Here is a 15738-nt window from a genome sequence, read left to right as displayed (position 1 = left end):
ACCGATGAGCATCGACCGGCTGCGCGACGAGATTATCCTGGCGACGCTGCCCAACGTCGTCTTCGACGGCTGGAGCCTCCAGGCGCTGCGCGACGGCACGGACATGGCGGGGCATGAGCCGTCGGCCCTGCTGCGCGCCTTTCCCGGCGGCGTCGCCGACGCCATCGGGCATTTCGCCGACTGGACCGACCGCGAGACGCTGAACCGGCTGGACACCCAGCCGCTGGAGACCATGAAGGTCCGCGAGAAGATCGCGCTGGCCATCCGCACCCATTTCGAGGTGCTGGCCCCCCACCGCGAGGCCAAGCGGCGGCAGCTCTCCTATCTGGCGCTGCCGCAGAATGTCGGGCTGGGGCTGAAGCTGCTGTACCGCACCGTCGATTCGATGTGGTTCGCGGCCGGCGACACCTCGACCGACTACAACCACTACACCAAGCGCGCCCTGCTGGCGGCGGTGGTCAGCTCCTCGACCTTCTACTGGCTCGACGACCAGTCGGAGGACCATGCGGAGACCTGGGCCTTCGTCGACCGCCGTCTGGCCGACGTGATGACTGTCGGCAAGGCGACCGCGTCGCTCGGCAAGGTCGGCTCGCTGCTGTCCTATCTGCCGAACCCGGTGCGCTTCGCGCGTCAGGTGCGGCGGCGCACCGGCGACGCCAAGGCGGAGGCCAGGACCGACGCGGCGGCCGCGCACATGGCGGAGAACATCTGAGGGTTTCGGCGCCTGCCATTCGTCATGACCGGACTTGACCCGTCATCCACGGCGCGACCTTCGCCCGGCGATTTGCGGCCGTGGGCGCCTGTCACGTCGTGGGCGCCTGTCACAAGGCCGGGCATGACGGCAGGAGGGGAGGGCGGTCCGTAGGGTGTCGGAAGAGCCGACCCGCGCCGGTCACGCCGCTCGGCTGGCGGAGACGGCTTTCTTCCTTCCCTTCGACCGCTTGGCGGCCGCCGCCCGCAGCGCCGCCTCCAGCGCCGGGCGCGCCCAGTCCAGCAGCTCGTCGGGATCGTCGAGCGCCGAGTCGGGCGGAGGGCGGTAGGACAGGGCGGTCGGCTTGTCGGCGAAGGGACGGAAGGGCTCCAGCCCGAGCGCCTCGTGGGCGGCCCGGTTGGTGGCGTCGACCTTGAAATAAAGCGTCTCGTCGGCCACCAGCGCGAAGGTCAGCCCGTCGCAGCTGATGCCGTAGCCGCCGAACATGCGGCGCGCCCGCACATCGCCGAGCCGAGCCAGCGTCTCGCAGATGTTGGAGACGAACTCGCTCGGCGGGCGGGCGGGCATGGAGGGGTCACTTCTTGCGGAAGGCGTCCAGGGCGACGACCTCGCCGCGCTTCGGCTCCTCGGCCGGAGCGGCGTCCTTGGGCTCGTCCTTGCGCTCGACCATGACCGGGCGGGCCGGCATCGCCGCGACATCCCCCGACTCGGCGGGCGCCAGCGGCTGGAATTGCAGGGCGAAATTCACCGACGGATCGGCGAAGGTGGTGATCGCGGCGAAGGGGATCACCAGACGCTCATGCACGTTGTTGAAGCTCAGCGTCACCTCGAAATGATCGTCGTGCACCTCCAGCCCGTAATACTGGAACTGGAGGACGATGGTCATCTCGTTGGGATACTGCGCCGTCAGGTAGTCCGGGATGTCGATCCCCGGATAGCCGGTGCGGAAGGTCAGGTAGAAATGGTGGTTTCCGGGAAGCCCACGCTCGGCCACATCGGTCAGAGCGTCGCGGACGACACCGCGCAGCGCGGTTTCGACCATCCGGTCATAGCGAAGCTGCTCTTTCGGCATGCTTGGGCGGGTCCCTGGAAATCGCTTGGTGAAGCTTGGAGAGATAAGGTGTGGGCCTTCTGTTGCTAGGCGGCCCACGGCCCCACCCTCAGGCGCTAACCATCGGGGATTAGGTTTAGGCTACCAGCCGCCGTTAGGCAGCGAGGCGAGCCTGAGCAACGTTGTCGTTGGCAACTATTGCAACGGCCCGATAACGGCGGAACCATGCCGAGCGAAAACCATGCCTTTACCACGCGTGTCGATCCTATTTCGCCCCCAACGACCCCGGTCAACGAGTCCGGATGATGGTTGGTGGAGGCGCCGGGTACCGCCCCCGGGTCCACAACGCTTATTCCACAAGGCGTTTATCGCCATAGTCGGCGAACCGACGGACGGAATATAGGCACTCCCGGCCCGCAAGGGAAGGGGGTGTGTGGCGATGCGGCCGATTGCGTCACCATAGCGTGCTTGGAACGGGCGAGGCCCACGGGGTAGAGTGCCGGCCATCGAAGCCCCGGAGTCACCATGCCGATCACGCCCGAGCAGCGCGACGAAATCGATCGCCTGCGCGCCGTCACCGCCACCACCCGCCGCGCCACCGTTCCGGCGCTGGAGGAGATCCTCTACCAGCCGGTCGAGGTTCTCGACCATGGCTTCGTCCGGGTCATCGACTACATGGGCGACGATTCCGCCGTCGTCCAGGCGGCGCGCGTCTCCTACGGCAAGGGCACCAAGAAGGTCAGCGAGGACGCCGGCCTCATCAAGTACCTGATGCGCCACCGCCACTCGACCCCGTTCGAGATGTGCGAGATCAAGTTCCATGTGAAGCTGCCGATCTTCGTCGCCCGCCAGTGGATCCGCCACCGCACGGCCAACGTGAACGAGTATTCGGCGCGCTACTCGATCCTCGACCGCGAGTTCTACATCCCGGCGCCGGAACAGCTCGGCGCCCAGGCGGTGGTCAACCGCCAGGGCCGGGGCGACGTGCTGGAGGGCGAGGAGGCCGCCTCGGTGCTGGCGCTGCTGCGCGCCGATTCCGAGCGCGCCTACGACAGCTACGAGGAGATGCTGAACCACCGCGAGGACGGCAGCGTCATCGACCCGTCCCGCCAGGGGCTGGCGCGCGAGCTGGCGCGCATGAACCTGCCGCTGAACTACTACACCCAGTGGTACTGGAAGGTGGACCTCCAGAATCTGCTGCATTTCCTGTCGCTGCGCGCCGACAGCCACGCCCAGTACGAGATCCGCGTCTACGCCGAGGCGATGCTCGACATCGTCCGCCGCTGGGTCCCGGCGGTGTACGAGGCGTTCAGCGAGTACCGGCTGGGCGGCGGCCACCTGTCGAAGACCGGCCTGGAGGTCGTCAAGCGCCTGTTGGCCGGCGAGCCGGTGACGCAGGAGACCAGCGGCCTGACCAAGCGCGAATGGCGCGAACTGATGGACCAGCTCGGCCGCGCCGATTCCTGAGCGGCCCTGATCCTGATCGGAGAAGCATCGCCATGACGCCGGAACAGGCCGAGGGCTGCCATCGCCAGGGCCTGATCGCGGCGCAGGCGGGGCGTCTCGACGAGGCGCTGGACCTCATCGCCCAGGCGATCGCCGCCCGTCCCGGAGTCGCCGCATGGTGGGCTCATTACGGGTTGGTGCTGGAGAGCGCGGGCGACGCGCTGGGAGCCGTCCAGGCCTACGCCGGGGCGCTGAATCTCGATGGTGGGCTGGCGATCGCCGGAAACGGGCTGCTCGTGGTGCTGCGCGGCCTGTGCGACGCCGCCCCCGCCGCGCTGGCCGAGGGTTGCCTGCGGCGGGCGCTCGTCCTCGATCCGGCCTGGGCGGAGGTCTGGTGCCTCCACGCCACCCGCGCGCTGCTGGCGCAGGGCCGTCCGGCCGAGGCGCGGGCCGGGGTGGAGCGCGCCTTGCGCCTGGAGCCCGAGGCCGATTCGCCGCATGGGGCGCGGCTTTTCCTGATGCAGCACGATCCCGGCCCGACCATGGCGCGGGTGGCGCAGGCCCACGCCGACTGGGGAGCCCGCCACCCCGACCGTCCGGCCCCCGCCGTGACGCCTCCGGCGCCGAAGCTGAGGATCGGCTACGTCCTGCCGAACCGGTCCGCACAGCCGCTGGGCGTGGTGCTGGCCGCGCACGACCGCGACGCGGTGGAAACCGTGTGCTACGCCGACGTCGCCCACCCGCGCGGAACGACCGAGCGATTGAAGGCGCACGCCGACGCCTGGGTGGAAACCGCCGGGATGGGCGACGACGCTCTGCTGGCGCGGATCCGTGCTGACAACATCCACATCCTCGTCGACATGGCCGGTCACGGCCCCGGCAACCGGCTGGGAGTCTTCGCCCGGCGCGCGGCGCCGGTTCAGGTGACCTGGGCCGGCTACGCCGGGACCACCGGCCTGCCGGCGATGGACTACCTGATCTCCGACCACCGGCTGAGTCCCGAGGGCGCCGACGGCTGGGCCATCGAGGGCATCGTCCGCATGCCCGACGCCCATGTTCCCTGGGAGCCGCCGGAGGATGCGCCGGCGGTGGCGCCGCTTCCCATGCTGGAGCGCGGCCATCCGACCTTCGGCTCCTTCAACGCGCTGTCCTCGCTGAATCCGGCGGTCGCCGCCCTGTGGGCGCGCGTGCTGGCGGCGGTGCCGGGGGCGCGGCTGATGCTGCGCGCGGCGGGGCTGGAGGGTGTGGAGCAGCGGGCGCGCACGGGCGCCCTGTTCGCCGCCGCCGGACTCGATCCGGCGCGACTCGACCTGCGGGGCGGGGAGTCGCACCAGGACATCCTGGCCGGTTATGGCGCGGTCGATGTGGCGCTCGACCCCTTTCCCTGGTCCGGCGGGGTGGCGACGCTGGAGTCGCTGTGGATGGGCGTGCCGGTGGTGACGCTGGCCGGCGACCGCTTCGGCGCGCGCCGCGCGGCGACGCACCTCGCCTCGGCCGGGCTGTCGGCCCTGGCGGTTGAGGACGAGGACGCCTACGTCGCCATGGCGGCGGCGCTGGTTTCCGATTCCACGGCGCTCGCCGGGCTGCGCGCCGGGCTGCGCGACCGGCTGACGGCCTCTCCCGCTCTGGACGGGGTGCGCTTCACCCGCGCGTTGGAGGCGGCGTTCGGCGCGATGTGGCAGCGCGCGGCGGCCGGGCAGGGGCGCGCCTCCTTCTCCTTCGATCTCGGCTGACCGGCCGATCCGTCGGAAAAGCCTCCCGCCCGTCTCCGCTTTCCGTCCATAGTCTGAACAGAACCGGGTCGGGCGGGGGATGATGGCGGGTCTGGTGACGGTGGTGGTGCTGCTGGTGGCGATGGTCGTCGCCGTGCCGGTGGCGAAGCGGTTCGGATTCGGGGCGCCGCTCGGCTATCTCGCCGCCGGGCTGGCGGTGGGGCCGGCGGGGCTCGGGCTGGTCACCAACGTCGAGGCCATCGGGCACGCCTCCGAACTCGGCGTGGTGATGCTGCTGTTCCTGATCGGGCTGGAGCTGCGGCCGGCCCGCCTGTGGGTCATGCGCAAGTCGGTGCTGGGGCTGGGTGGCGCGCAGGTCGGCGTCACGGCGGCGCTGGTCGCCGGGCTGGGGATCGTGCTGCTCGGCCTGCCGGTGCCCGCCGCCCTGGTGATCGGCTTCGGGCTGGCGCTGTCCTCCACCGCCATGGCGCTGCCGATGCTGGCCGAGCGCGGGCTGCTCGCCAACCAGTCCGGGCGCAACGCCTTCTCCGTGCTGCTGTTCCAGGATCTGGCGATCATCCCGGCGGTGGCGCTGCTGCCGCTGCTCGGCAACGGTTCGGTTCCCGACGCCGACGGCGCCTGGGTCGCGGTCGCCAAGGCGGCGGCGGCCGTCGCCGTCGTGCTGGTCGGCGGGCGCTTCCTGCTGCGGCCGCTGTTCCGCGTCGTCGACCGCGCCGGGAGTCCGGAGATCTTCACGGCGACCGCCCTGCTGGTCGTCATCGGCACGGCGGTGCTGGTCGAGGAGGCCGGGCTGTCCATGTCGCTCGGCGCCTTCATGGCCGGCGTCCTGCTCTCCGACTCGGAGTACCGGCACGAGGTGCAGGCCGACATCCAGCCCTTCGAGGGGCTGCTGCTCGGGCTGTTCTTCGTCTCGGTCGGGATGGGGGCGGATTTGCCGGCGCTGATGGCGCAGCCGCTGCGCTTCGTCGCGCTGGCGCTCGGCGTGATGGCGGCCAAGGCGCTGGTGATGGTGGTGCTGGCGCGAATCGCCGGGGTGCCGGTCGCCGGCGCCATCCGCATGGGCGCGGTGCTGAGCCAGGGCGGCGAGTTCGGATTCGTGCTGTTCGGGCTGGCGGTGGCCGGCGGCTCGATGGCGCAGGAGCAGGCGTCGGCGGCGATGCTGGTGGTGACGCTGTCGATGATCGCCACCCCCTTCGTCTTCGCCGCGGCGGAGCGCTGGCTGGTGCCGCGCCTGCTCGCCAAGCCCAGGCGGCCCTTCGATTCCATCGCCGAGGACGGCTCGCCGGTCATCATCTGCGGCTTCGGCCGGGTCGGGCAGGTGGTCGGGCGCGTGCTGCGGATGCGCGGCATCCCCTTCACCGCGCTGGAGAAGAACGCCGCCCAGGTCGATTTCGTGCGGAAGTTCGGCAACAAGGTCTATTACGGCGACCCGACCCGCGTGGAACTGCTGCGCGCCGCCGGGGCGGAGAAGGCGCGCGTGCTGGTCGTCGCCCTGGCCGAGACCGAGGAATCGCTGCGCGTCGTCGAGGTGGCGCGGCGCCATTTCCCCAACCTGACCCTGTTCGTGCGCGCCCGCAACCGCTGGCACGTCCACCAGCTGATGGACCGGGGCGTCGAAAACCCGGTGCGCGAGACCTTCGATTCGAGCCTGCGCCTGACCGCCGACGTGCTGCGCGAGCTTGGCGTGGCGGATGATGAGGTGGCGCGGACGATCGACACCTTCCGCGCCCACGACGAGCGCACGCTGGTCCGTCAGCACGCCGTCCATCACGACGAGGGACGCCTGATCCAGACCACGCGGCAGGCGGCCGAGGAACTGCAATCCCTCTTCGAGGCCGACCGCGCGGAGCGGTGATCCGGCGCGCGGCGGTCAGCCGATCAACAGGCTGTCGTCGCTGATCTCCGCCCCGCCGCGCTGCCGGGCGAACAGCGCCAGCAGATGCGGCACGTCGAGCCCGGCGCGCTCCTCCCCCGCCACGTCGAGCACGATCCGGCCCTCGTGCAGCATCAGCGTGCGGTCGCCGTAATCGAGCGCCTGCCGCATCGAATGGGTGACCATCAGCGTGGTCAGCCGGCTCTCGCGGACGATCCGCCGGGTGAGGTCGAGCACGAAGTCGGCGGTGGCCGGGTCGAGCGCCGCCGTGTGCTCGTCGAGCAGCAGGATCTTCGAGCCGGCCAGCGCCGCCATCAGCAGGCTGACCGCCTGCCGCTGCCCGCCCGACAGCAGGCCCATGCGGTCCTGCAAGCGGGTCTCCAGCCCGAGCCCGAGCGCGGCGATGCGCTCCTGGAAGCCGCGCCGCCGGTCGCCGCCCAGCGCCAGGGCCAGCCCGCGCCGTCGCCCGCGCGCGGCGGCCAGCGCCATGTTCTCCTCGATGGTCAGCGCGGCGCAGCTTCCGGCCATCGGGTCCTGGAAGACACGGGCGACGAGCCCGGCGCGGCGCGGCGTGTCCCAGCGGGTGACGTCGGTGTCGTCGATGGCGATGCGGCCCTGTTCGGCCAGCACGTCGCCGGCCAGCGCGCCGAGGAAGGTCGATTTGCCCGCCCCGTTGGAGCCGATCACCGTGACGAACTGGCCCTCCGGGATGGTCAGGTCGATGCCGCGCAGCGCGTGCTTCTCCAGCGGCGTGCCGCGCCCGAAGGTGACGTGGATGTCCTGGACGGCGATCATTTTGCGGCCCTCCCGCTGGGCGCGACGCTCCCGCCGGTTTTCCGGGCGCCGGCCTTCGCTTTCAGGCGCGGCAGGATCAGCGCGACGGCGACCAGCAGCGCCGTGACGAGGTTGAGGTCGGAAGCCTGCAACCCGATGGCGTCGGCCGACAGCGCGAACTGCACCGCCAGCCGGTAGAGGATCGAGCCGGCGACGCAGCCGACCAGCATCAGCGCCAGCCTGCGGGCCGGCAGCACCGTCTCGCCGACGATGACGGCGGCCAGCCCGACGACGATGGTGCCGATGCCGGTGGTGACGTCGGCGAAGCCGTTGGTCTGGGCGAACAGCGCGCCGGCCAGCCCGCACAGCGCGTTGGACAGCGCGATGCCGGCGTAGACATGGGCGTCGGTGTCGATGCCCTGGGCGCGGGCCATCCGCGCGTTGACCCCGGTCGCCCGCATCGCCAGCCCGAACTCGCTGGCGAGGAAGCGGGCCAGCAGTGCCGCCACCACCGCGACGATGACCAGCACCACCAGCGGCCGCACGACGTGGTCGGGGATTCCCAGCCCGTAGAAGGGCGTCAGCACCGTGTCCTGCATCAGCAGCGCCACGTTCGGCCGCCCCATCACCCGCAGGTTGACCGAGAACAGCGCGATCATCGTCAGGATGCTGGCGAGCAGGTGCAGGATCTTGAAGCGCACGTTCAGCAGCGCCGTGACCAGCCCGGCCGCCGCCCCGGCCAGCGCCGCCGCGAGGCTGGCCAGCCAGGGGTTGACCCCGGCGATCAGCAGCACGGCGCAGACGGCGGCCCCCAGCGGGAAGCTGCCGTCGACGGTCAGATCGGGGAAGTCGAGGATGCGGAAGGACAGGAACACGCCGATGGCGACCAGCGCGTAGACGAGTCCGATCTCGACGGCGCCGAAGAGGGCGATTTCACTCATGGGGGGGCGGCGCTTGGCGTGGGGGTTGACGTTACTGCCCGACGACCTTCGTCGCCCGCTTGACCAGATCATCGGGCAGGGTCAGCCCCATCGCCGCCGCCGACTTCGGGTTCACCACCAGATCGGTGCCCTTGGCGTTGCCGACCGGGATGTCGCCCGGCTTCTCGCCCTTCAGCACGCGGGCGACGATCTCGCCGGTCTGCTTGCCGACCTGGAGATAATCGAAACCGATCGACGCCGCCGTGCCGCGCCCGACGCTGTCGGTGTCGCCCGAGAAGACCGGCAGCTTGGCCTGCTGGCCGACCGCGATCACGCTCTCCAGCGCCGACACCACCGTGTTGTCGAGCGGGATGTAGACCGCGTCCACCTTGCCGACGAGGCTGCGCGCCGCCGGCTGGGCGTCGGACGATTTCGGCACCGACGCCTCGACCACCGAGAAGCCGGCCTTGGCGGCCTCCTCCTTGAACAGCTTGACCAGCGTCACCGAGTTCGGTTCGCCGGGGTTGTAGAGCACGCCGAGCCGCTTGGCCGCCGGCAGGACCTCGCGGATCAGCCCGACATGGGCGGCGATCGGCGACAGGTCGGACAGGCCGGTGATGTTGCCGCCGGGCTTGTCGAGGTTCTTGACGAGCTGCGCGCCGGCCGGGTCGGTCACGGCGGTGAAGACCACCGGGATGTCGCGCGTCGCAGCCGCCACCGCCTGGGCCGAGGGGGTGGAGATCGGCACGATGACGTCCGGCTTCGATCCGGCGAACTGGCGGGCGATCTGCGCGGCGGTGGCCGGGTTGCCCTGCGCGCTCTGGTATTCGACCTTCAGGTTTTCGCCGGGGGTGAAGCCGGCGGCCTTCAGCGCCTCGACCACGCCGTCGCGGGTGGCGTCGAGCGCCGGATGCTGGACGATGGCGGTGATGGCGACGGTCCTGGTCTGCGCCCAGGCGGCGGTCGGGGCGGCGACAGGGGCCGAGAGCGCGGCCAGCGCGACCGCGGCGCACAACAGGCGGGGGAAGGTCATGGCGTCGTCTCTCCTGCGGAACGGCAAAGCCATCCCCTAGACCGGGGCCGCGCCGCCGTCAACGGCGCGCCAGCCGCGCAGCGCAGGAAAAGGTCGTGCGGCGCAGGAAAGCCCGCGGCGAATGGCCCGTCGGGTTGGCGCCGGATTGGAAAGAGCCTATATTGCGGGCAACACGGAAGGATAGGGCATGATCGCGAGCACCACGCCGGCACCCTCGAAATTCGTCGCGTCGCTGCGCGGTCTGATTGGCCGCTGCCCCAACTGCGGGCAGGGGCGCCTGCTGCGCAACTACCTGAAGCCGGTGGAGGCGTGTTCGGCCTGCGGCGAGGCCTACGGCCACCTGCGCGCCGACGACGCGCCGCCCTGGATGACGATCCTGATCGTCGGCCACGTCGTGATCCCGGCGCTGCTCAGCGTCGAACAGACCTACGAGCCGCCGACCTGGGTGCACATGGCGGTCTGGCCGCTGCTGTCGCTGCTGATGACGCTGGTCCTGCTGCCGCGCTGCAAGGGGCTGGTGCTGGGCCTGCTGTGGAGCACCGGGGCGCCGGGGTCGGAGCGGTAGGGAAAGACGCCCGCTCAGAGCCCTTCTCCCCTTGCGGGGCGAATCCCGGAGGACGCCAGAGGCGTCCGATGGGTTCGCGGGTTGGGATGAGGGGGATTCCGCCGAAGGCGGAAGAGTTTGCTTCGCCCCCTCACCCCAACCCCTCTCCCTGAGGGAGAGGGGCGTCTCCGCGTGCCTGATGCAAGGGGCACGCGGAGCGGCCGCTTGCCCTCACTGCACCACGATTCGCGGCGCGGCGCGGCCGCCGGCGCCCGGCCCGCCGATCTTCTCCCACAGGCGGGCGGCGATGCGGCGGTAGGTCTGCGCGTGCTCTGAATCGGGCTGCGACACGACGATCGGCTGGCCCTGGTCGGAGGTCTCGCGGATCGACAGGTGCAGCGGCATCTCGCCGAGGAACTCCATCCCCAGATCGGCCGCTTCCTTGCGGGCGCCGCCATGGCTGAAGATGTCGGTGCGGTGGTTGCAGTTCGGGCAGCAGAAATAGCTCATGTTCTCGATGATGCCGAGCACCGGCACGTCGACCCGGCGGAACATGTTCAGCCCCTTGCGGGCGTCGAGCAGGGCGATGTCCTGCGGCGTCGAGACGATCACGGCGCCGGCCAGCGGCACCTGCTGCGCCATGGTGAGCTGCGCGTCGCCGGTGCCCGGCGGCATGTCGACCACCAGCACGTCGAGATCGCCCCAGTTCACGTCGCGCAGCATCTGCTGGAGCGCGCTCATCACCATCGGCCCGCGCCAGATCATCGGCGTGTCCTCGGCGACCAGGAAGCCCATGGACATCACCTTGACGCCGTAATTCTCCATCGGCTCCAGGCGCTTGCCGTCCGGGCTGTTGGGGCGGCCGGAGATGCCCATCATGCGCGGCATCGACGGCCCGTAGATGTCGGCGTCGAGCAGCCCGACCTTCTGCCCGTTGGCGGCCAGCGCCAGCGCCAGATTGACCGAGGTGGTCGATTTGCCGACGCCGCCCTTGCCGGACGCGACCGCGACGATCGCCTTCACGCCGGGGACCAGCGGCTTCTGCTCCTGGGCGCCATGGGGCGCGCCATGGGCGTGGCCGTGACCGCCGGGGCCGTGGCTGTGCCCGTGGCCCTGCTGGGGCGCCGGCTTGGGCGCCGCCTGCGGGCCGCTGCGGTGGGCGGTGAGCACGGCGGTGACCGACAGGACGCCGGGCAGGGCCTCCACCGCCTTCTCGGCGGCGTGGCGCACCGGCTCGGCCTGGGCGCCGCGCCTGGGGTCGACCTCGATGGAAAAGGCGACGTGCCCGTCGCGCACCACCAGACCCGACAACATGCCGAGGCTGACGATGTCGCCGCCCCGGTCGGGGTCGATGACGGACTTCAGCGCCGCCATCACTTGAGCTTCGCCGATCTGCGCCATGGTTGAAAACTCCGCTGCCTTCCCGATATTGGGCGGATATCCAATGGTGGAATCCTCTCCGAAGGGAGGGGCACTATAGGACCGTTCGTCGAGAATGGACAAGGGAAGGGGGCCTAGCATCCCGCATCCCGAAACAGTGAGCACGACATAAGGGGGATCGAAGCGTATGCCGTGGAACAATCAAGGCGGGGGCGGCGGTGGCGGCCCCTGGGGGCCTCCGCCGGGCGGCAACAACGGCCCGAACAACCCCTGGGGGCGTCCCCCCGGCGGCGGCGGCGGTGGCGGCGGTGGCCCCACGCCTCCCGACCTTGAGGATCTGCTGCGGCGCAGCCAGGACCGCCTGCGCCGCGCCATGCCCGGCGGTTTCGGCAGCGGGCGCGGCGTCGCGCTGGTCGTCGGCGTGCTGGCGCTGATCTGGCTGGCCAGCGGCATCTACCGCGTCGAGGCCGACGAGCAGGGCGTCGTCATGCGCTTCGGCGAATGGACCCGCACCGAGCAGCCCGGCCTGCGCTACCGGCTGCCGTCGCCGATCGAGACGGTGCTGCTGCCCAAGGTGACGCGCGTCAACCGCATCGAGGTCGGCTACCGCTCGGCCGGCGACGGGCGCCGCGGCGACCGCGACGTGCCCGACGAATCGCTGATGCTGACCGGCGACGAGAACATCGTCGACATCGACTTCACGGTCTTCTGGGTCATCAAGGACGCCGGCAACTTCCTGTTCAAGATCCGCGATCCGGAATCGACGGTGAAGAAGGCCGCCGAGAGCGCGATGCGCGAGGTGATCGGCCGCACCGACCTGCAACCCGCCCTGACCGAGGCGCGCCAGCAGATCGAGACCTCGACCACCCAGCTCCTCCAGGCCATGCTGGACGAGTACCAGTCGGGCATCCAGATCACCCAGGTGCAGTTGCAGAAGGCCGACCCCCCGGCCCCGGTCATCGACGCCTTCAACGACGTGCAGCGCGCCCGCGCCGACCGCGAGCGCGCCCGCAACGAGGCCGAGACCTACCGCAACGACATCATCCCGCGCGCCCGCGGCGAGGTCGAGCGGCTGGTGCAGGAAGCCTCCGCCTACCGCGAGCAGGTCGTCAGCCTGGCCCAGGGCGACGCCGACCGCTTCCGCAAGGTGTACGAGGCCTACGCGCTGTCCAAGGACGTCGTCGCCAAGCGCATGTATCTGGAGACGATGGAGGAGATCCTGCGCGGCCGGAACAAGATCATCGTCGACAGCGCGGCGCAGGGCGTCGTGCCCTACCTGCCGCTGAACCAGCTCACCCCGAATCCGGCGGCTCCCGCCCAATCCGTTCCGGCGCGTCCGGCGGCCCCGCAGGCGGGGACGCAGACCGCCCCCCAGCAGACCAACCGGTGAGGAGGGACGCACCATGAACCGCACTCTCACCGCCATCGGCCTCGGCGTCGTCGTCCTGGGCGTCCTCATCAGCTCGTCCGTCTTCACGGTGAACGAGGCGCAGCAGGCGCTGGTCCTCCAGTTCGGCGAGCCGCGCCGCGTCATCCGCGAGCCCGGCCTGAAGTTCAAGGTCCCCTTCATCCAGGAGGTCCGGATCCTCGACCGCCGGGTGCTCGACCTCGACCCGCCGGTCGAGCAGGTCATCCTGGCCGACCAGAAGCGCCTCGACGTCGACGCCTTCGCCCGCTACCGCATCCACGACCCGCTGCGCTTCTACCAGACGGCGGGGACGGAGGCGGTTGCGGAGACCCGCATGAACGCCACCGTCAACTCGGCGCTGCGCCGCGTGCTCGGCAACGTCACGGTGCTGGCCGTGCTGTCCGACGAGCGCGCCAAGATCATGAACGACATCAAGGTGCAGGTGAACGGCGAGGCGCAGCGCTTCGGCATCGAGATCGTCGACGTCCGCATCCGCCGCGCCGATCTGCCGGAGGAAACCAGCCAGTCGATCTTCTCCCGCATGCGTTCCGAGCGCGAGCGCGAGGCCGCCGAGGCCCGCGCGCAGGGTCAGGAGCAGGCGCAGCAGATCCGCTCGCGCGCCGAGCGCGAACGCACGGTCATCGTCGCCGAGGCGCAGCGCGACGCGCAGATCCTGCGCGGCGAGGGCGACAACACCGCGCTGAAGCTGATCGCCGAGGCGACCGGGGCGGACCCCGAGTTCTACGGGTTCTACCGCTCGCTGGAAGCCTACCGGAAGGCGCTGAACAAGGACGACACCACCATGGTGCTGTCGCCCAACGGCGAGTTCTTCCGTTATTTCGGAGCGCCGGCGGCCCAGCCGGCCCGCTGATGTGAAGCGTTCGGCCGGGCCGATGCAGCACAGGGTGCCTGCATGGCCCGGCCTATGACGTCCGCGACCAAAAGTTCCTCACGCGTCGTCTGGACCGGCGCGCCATTTTGCGGCCATACTCCTGGCCCAACACTGGACCGGTCTACACAGATCCGGACTCCGCCGCCCAAGCCTAAGGCCGGCGATCCGGCAGGGAGAGCAGAGTCGATGAGCACCCACAACACCGAACCCGCCGCGGCGGCCTTCGACCGCGCTCACGGTCGCGCGGGCGGCCGGAAGGCGGGCGTCCGTCCCATGATCGCCGCTCTCCTGCTGGCGGTGACCGCCGCCTCGACCGTGGTGGCCGGCGCGCCCGCCGCGGCGCTGGCGCAGGCGGCGGCGCCGCGCTCCGCCCCCGGCAGCTTCGCCGATCTGGCGGAGAAGCTGCTGCCGGCGGTCGTCAACATCTCGACCAGCCAGGCGGCGCCGCAGCGCCAGCCGGGCCAGCGTCCGGAGATGCCGCAGTTCCCGCCCGGCTCGCCCTTCGAGGATTTCTTCCGCGACTTCTTCGACCGCCAGCAGCAGCAGGACCAGCCGCAGCGCAAGGCGACCTCGCTCGGCTCGGGCTTCGTCATCGACGCCAAGAACGGCTACGTCGTCACCAACAACCACGTCGTCCAGGACGCCGACGAGATCACCGTCATCCTCCAGGACGACACCAACATCAAGGCGGAGCTGGTCGGCCGCGACGCCAAGACCGACCTCGCCCTGCTGAAGATCAAGACCAGCCACCCGCTGGTCGCCGTCCCCTTCGGCGACAGCGACGCCATGCGCGTCGGCGACTGGGTGCTGGCGATCGGCAACCCGTTCGGGCTGGGCGGCTCGGTGACGGCCGGCATCATCTCGGCCCGCCAGCGCAACATCGACGCCGGCCCGTATGACGATTTCCTGCAAACCGACGCCTCGATCAACCGCGGCAATTCCGGCGGCCCGATGTTCAACCTGAACGGCGAGGTCATCGGCATCAACACGGCGATCTTCTCGCCGTCGGGCGGCTCGGTCGGCATCGGCTTCGCCATCCCGTCGAACCTCGCCAAGCAGGTCGTCGCGCAGCTCAAGGAGTACGGCAAGACCCGCCGCGGCTGGCTGGGCGTGCGCATCCAGGCGGTGACGCCGGAGATCGCCGAGAGCCTCGGCCTGCCGGCCCACAAGGGCGCGCTCGTCGCCTCGGTCACGCCGGACGGCCCGGCCGCCAAGTCGGGCATCCAGGCCGGCGATGTGGTCATCAAGTTCGACGGCAAGGAAATCAACGAGATGCGCCGCCTGCCGCGCGTCGTCGCCGAGACCTCCATCGACAAGGCCGTCCCGGTCGAGGTGTGGCGCAAGGGCAAGACCCAGACCATCCAGGTCAAGGTCGGCGAGCTGGAGGCCGCCGAGGAGCAGGGGCTGCTCGCCGCCGGTCCGGAGGACAAGCAGGCTCCCAAGGACAAGGCCCCGGCGCAGAAGCCGACCGAGACGCTGGGCATGAAGCTGACCAACATCACCCCGGAGCTGCGCCAGCAGCACGAGATCAAGCCCGAGCTGAAGGGCGTGGTCATCACCGAGGTGACGGGCAACTCCACGGCCGCCGAGAAGGGCCTGAAGGCCGGCGACGTCATCCTCGAAGTCGGCCAGGAAGAGGTCCGCAAGCCCGAGGACGTGACCGCCAAGGTGCAGAAGGCCAAGGAGCAGAGCCGCAAGTCGGTGCTGCTGCTGGTCGACCGCAAGGGCGACCTCCGCTTCGTGGCGATCCCGCTGAGCTGATCGGCGGGGAGCGGGTGCCACCCGCAGTGGTGTGACGGGGCGCCGGCGGTCCTTCCGCCGGCGCCCTTTCCATGACCACCCGCTTTTCACGCCCGCATATTTCTTCCGCGGCGTGGCGGGCCGGTGAAAATGCCGCGTTCTCCGTGCGCGGCTCTGGGGTATTCTCCGGCGCGTCGTCGGGGCGATGGCGGGAAGGCGGGCGGTGGCGAGG

At 70.6% G+C, this 15738-nt stretch carries 14 protein-coding genes and 1 other RNA gene; 8 read left to right on the top strand and 7 right to left on the bottom strand.

Annotated features, from left to right (window positions below; all coding sequences use genetic code 11):
- Positions 1-4 precede the first annotated feature (4 nt).
- Positions 5-712, top strand: coding sequence for a COQ9 family protein (locus JN22_RS15600; RefSeq protein ID WP_085554849.1), 708 nt, complete (start codon positions 5-7; stop codon positions 710-712).
- 180 nt (positions 713-892) lie between these two features.
- Here the strand turns inward: JN22_RS15600 and JN22_RS15595 are convergent, their stop codons facing one another.
- The 3 genes from JN22_RS15595 to ssrA all read right to left on the bottom strand — a co-directional run bounded on the left by JN22_RS15595 (position 893) and on the right by ssrA (position 2192).
- Positions 893-1279 carry a TfoX/Sxy family protein gene (locus JN22_RS15595; protein WP_085554848.1) on the bottom strand — a complete coding sequence of 129 codons (387 nt, stop codon included), beginning with the start codon at positions 1277-1279 and terminating at the stop codon, positions 893-895.
- Between the two features lie 7 nt (positions 1280-1286).
- The gene (locus JN22_RS15590; protein WP_085554847.1) at positions 1287-1784 is read right to left on the bottom strand and encodes an SspB family protein; all 498 of its coding nucleotides are present in this window, start codon (positions 1782-1784) and stop codon (positions 1287-1289) included.
- Between the two features lie 47 nt (positions 1785-1831).
- Positions 1832-2192: a transfer-messenger RNA gene (gene ssrA / locus JN22_RS15585) on the bottom strand.
- Between the two features lie 96 nt (positions 2193-2288).
- Between ssrA and thyX the strand changes: the two genes are divergently transcribed.
- From thyX to JN22_RS15570, 3 genes are all read left to right on the top strand, one after another.
- Positions 2289-3230 carry an FAD-dependent thymidylate synthase gene (gene thyX, locus JN22_RS15580; protein WP_085554846.1) on the top strand — a complete coding sequence of 314 codons (942 nt, stop codon included), beginning with the start codon at positions 2289-2291 and terminating at the stop codon, positions 3228-3230.
- A gap of 32 nt (positions 3231-3262) precedes the next feature.
- Positions 3263-4942 (top strand): O-linked N-acetylglucosamine transferase, SPINDLY family protein, encoded by a 1680-nt coding sequence (locus JN22_RS15575; RefSeq protein ID WP_085554845.1) that lies wholly within the window; start codon positions 3263-3265, stop codon positions 4940-4942.
- A gap of 79 nt (positions 4943-5021) precedes the next feature.
- The gene (locus JN22_RS15570; RefSeq protein WP_223677749.1) at positions 5022-6797 is read left to right on the top strand and encodes a monovalent cation:proton antiporter-2 (CPA2) family protein; all 1776 of its coding nucleotides are present in this window, start codon (positions 5022-5024) and stop codon (positions 6795-6797) included.
- 15 nt (positions 6798-6812) lie between these two features.
- Here the strand turns inward: JN22_RS15570 and JN22_RS15565 are convergent, their stop codons facing one another.
- From JN22_RS15565 to JN22_RS15555, 3 genes are read right to left on the bottom strand one after another with little or no spacing between them, the layout of a single operon-like run.
- On the bottom strand, positions 6813-7610 hold the full coding sequence (locus JN22_RS15565; RefSeq protein ID WP_085554844.1) for an ABC transporter ATP-binding protein: 798 nt from the start codon (positions 7608-7610) through the stop codon (positions 6813-6815).
- Entirely contained in the window at positions 7607-8530 is a 924-nt protein-coding gene (locus JN22_RS15560; protein WP_085554843.1) for an ABC transporter permease, read from the bottom strand. Before JN22_RS15560 ends, JN22_RS15565 begins: the two co-directional genes overlap by 4 nt.
- Before the next feature lie 31 nt (positions 8531-8561).
- A complete protein-coding gene (locus JN22_RS15555; RefSeq protein ID WP_085554842.1) occupies positions 8562-9542 on the bottom strand; it encodes an ABC transporter substrate-binding protein in 981 nt (326 codons plus the stop codon).
- 187 nt (positions 9543-9729) lie between these two features.
- Between JN22_RS15555 and JN22_RS15550 the strand changes: the two genes are divergently transcribed.
- Positions 9730-10107 (top strand): DUF983 domain-containing protein, encoded by a 378-nt coding sequence (locus JN22_RS15550; protein ID WP_085554841.1) that lies wholly within the window; start codon positions 9730-9732, stop codon positions 10105-10107.
- A gap of 210 nt (positions 10108-10317) precedes the next feature.
- Here the strand turns inward: JN22_RS15550 and apbC are convergent, their stop codons facing one another.
- A complete protein-coding gene (gene apbC / locus JN22_RS15545; protein ID WP_085554840.1) occupies positions 10318-11487 on the bottom strand; it encodes an iron-sulfur cluster carrier protein ApbC in 1170 nt (389 codons plus the stop codon).
- Between the two features lie 166 nt (positions 11488-11653).
- Between apbC and hflK the strand changes: the two genes are divergently transcribed.
- The 3 genes from hflK to JN22_RS15530 all read left to right on the top strand — a co-directional run bounded on the left by hflK (position 11654) and on the right by JN22_RS15530 (position 15527).
- Positions 11654-12856 carry an FtsH protease activity modulator HflK gene (gene hflK / locus JN22_RS15540; protein WP_085554839.1) on the top strand — a complete coding sequence of 401 codons (1203 nt, stop codon included), beginning with the start codon at positions 11654-11656 and terminating at the stop codon, positions 12854-12856.
- A gap of 13 nt (positions 12857-12869) precedes the next feature.
- Positions 12870-13745, top strand: coding sequence for a protease modulator HflC (hflC, locus tag JN22_RS15535; protein ID WP_085554838.1), 876 nt, complete (start codon positions 12870-12872; stop codon positions 13743-13745).
- Positions 13746-13952: 207 nt separating this feature from the next.
- Positions 13953-15527 (top strand): DegQ family serine endoprotease, encoded by a 1575-nt coding sequence (locus tag JN22_RS15530; protein ID WP_396021935.1) that lies wholly within the window; start codon positions 13953-13955, stop codon positions 15525-15527.
- Positions 15528-15738 lie beyond the last annotated feature (211 nt).

Source organism: Azospirillum agricola (genome assembly GCF_020005195.1).
GTDB lineage: Bacteria > Pseudomonadota > Alphaproteobacteria > Azospirillales > Azospirillaceae > Azospirillum > Azospirillum agricola.
The sequence above is the reverse complement of the archived record's forward strand: the minus strand, read 5'-3'. Positions and strand labels throughout refer to the sequence as shown.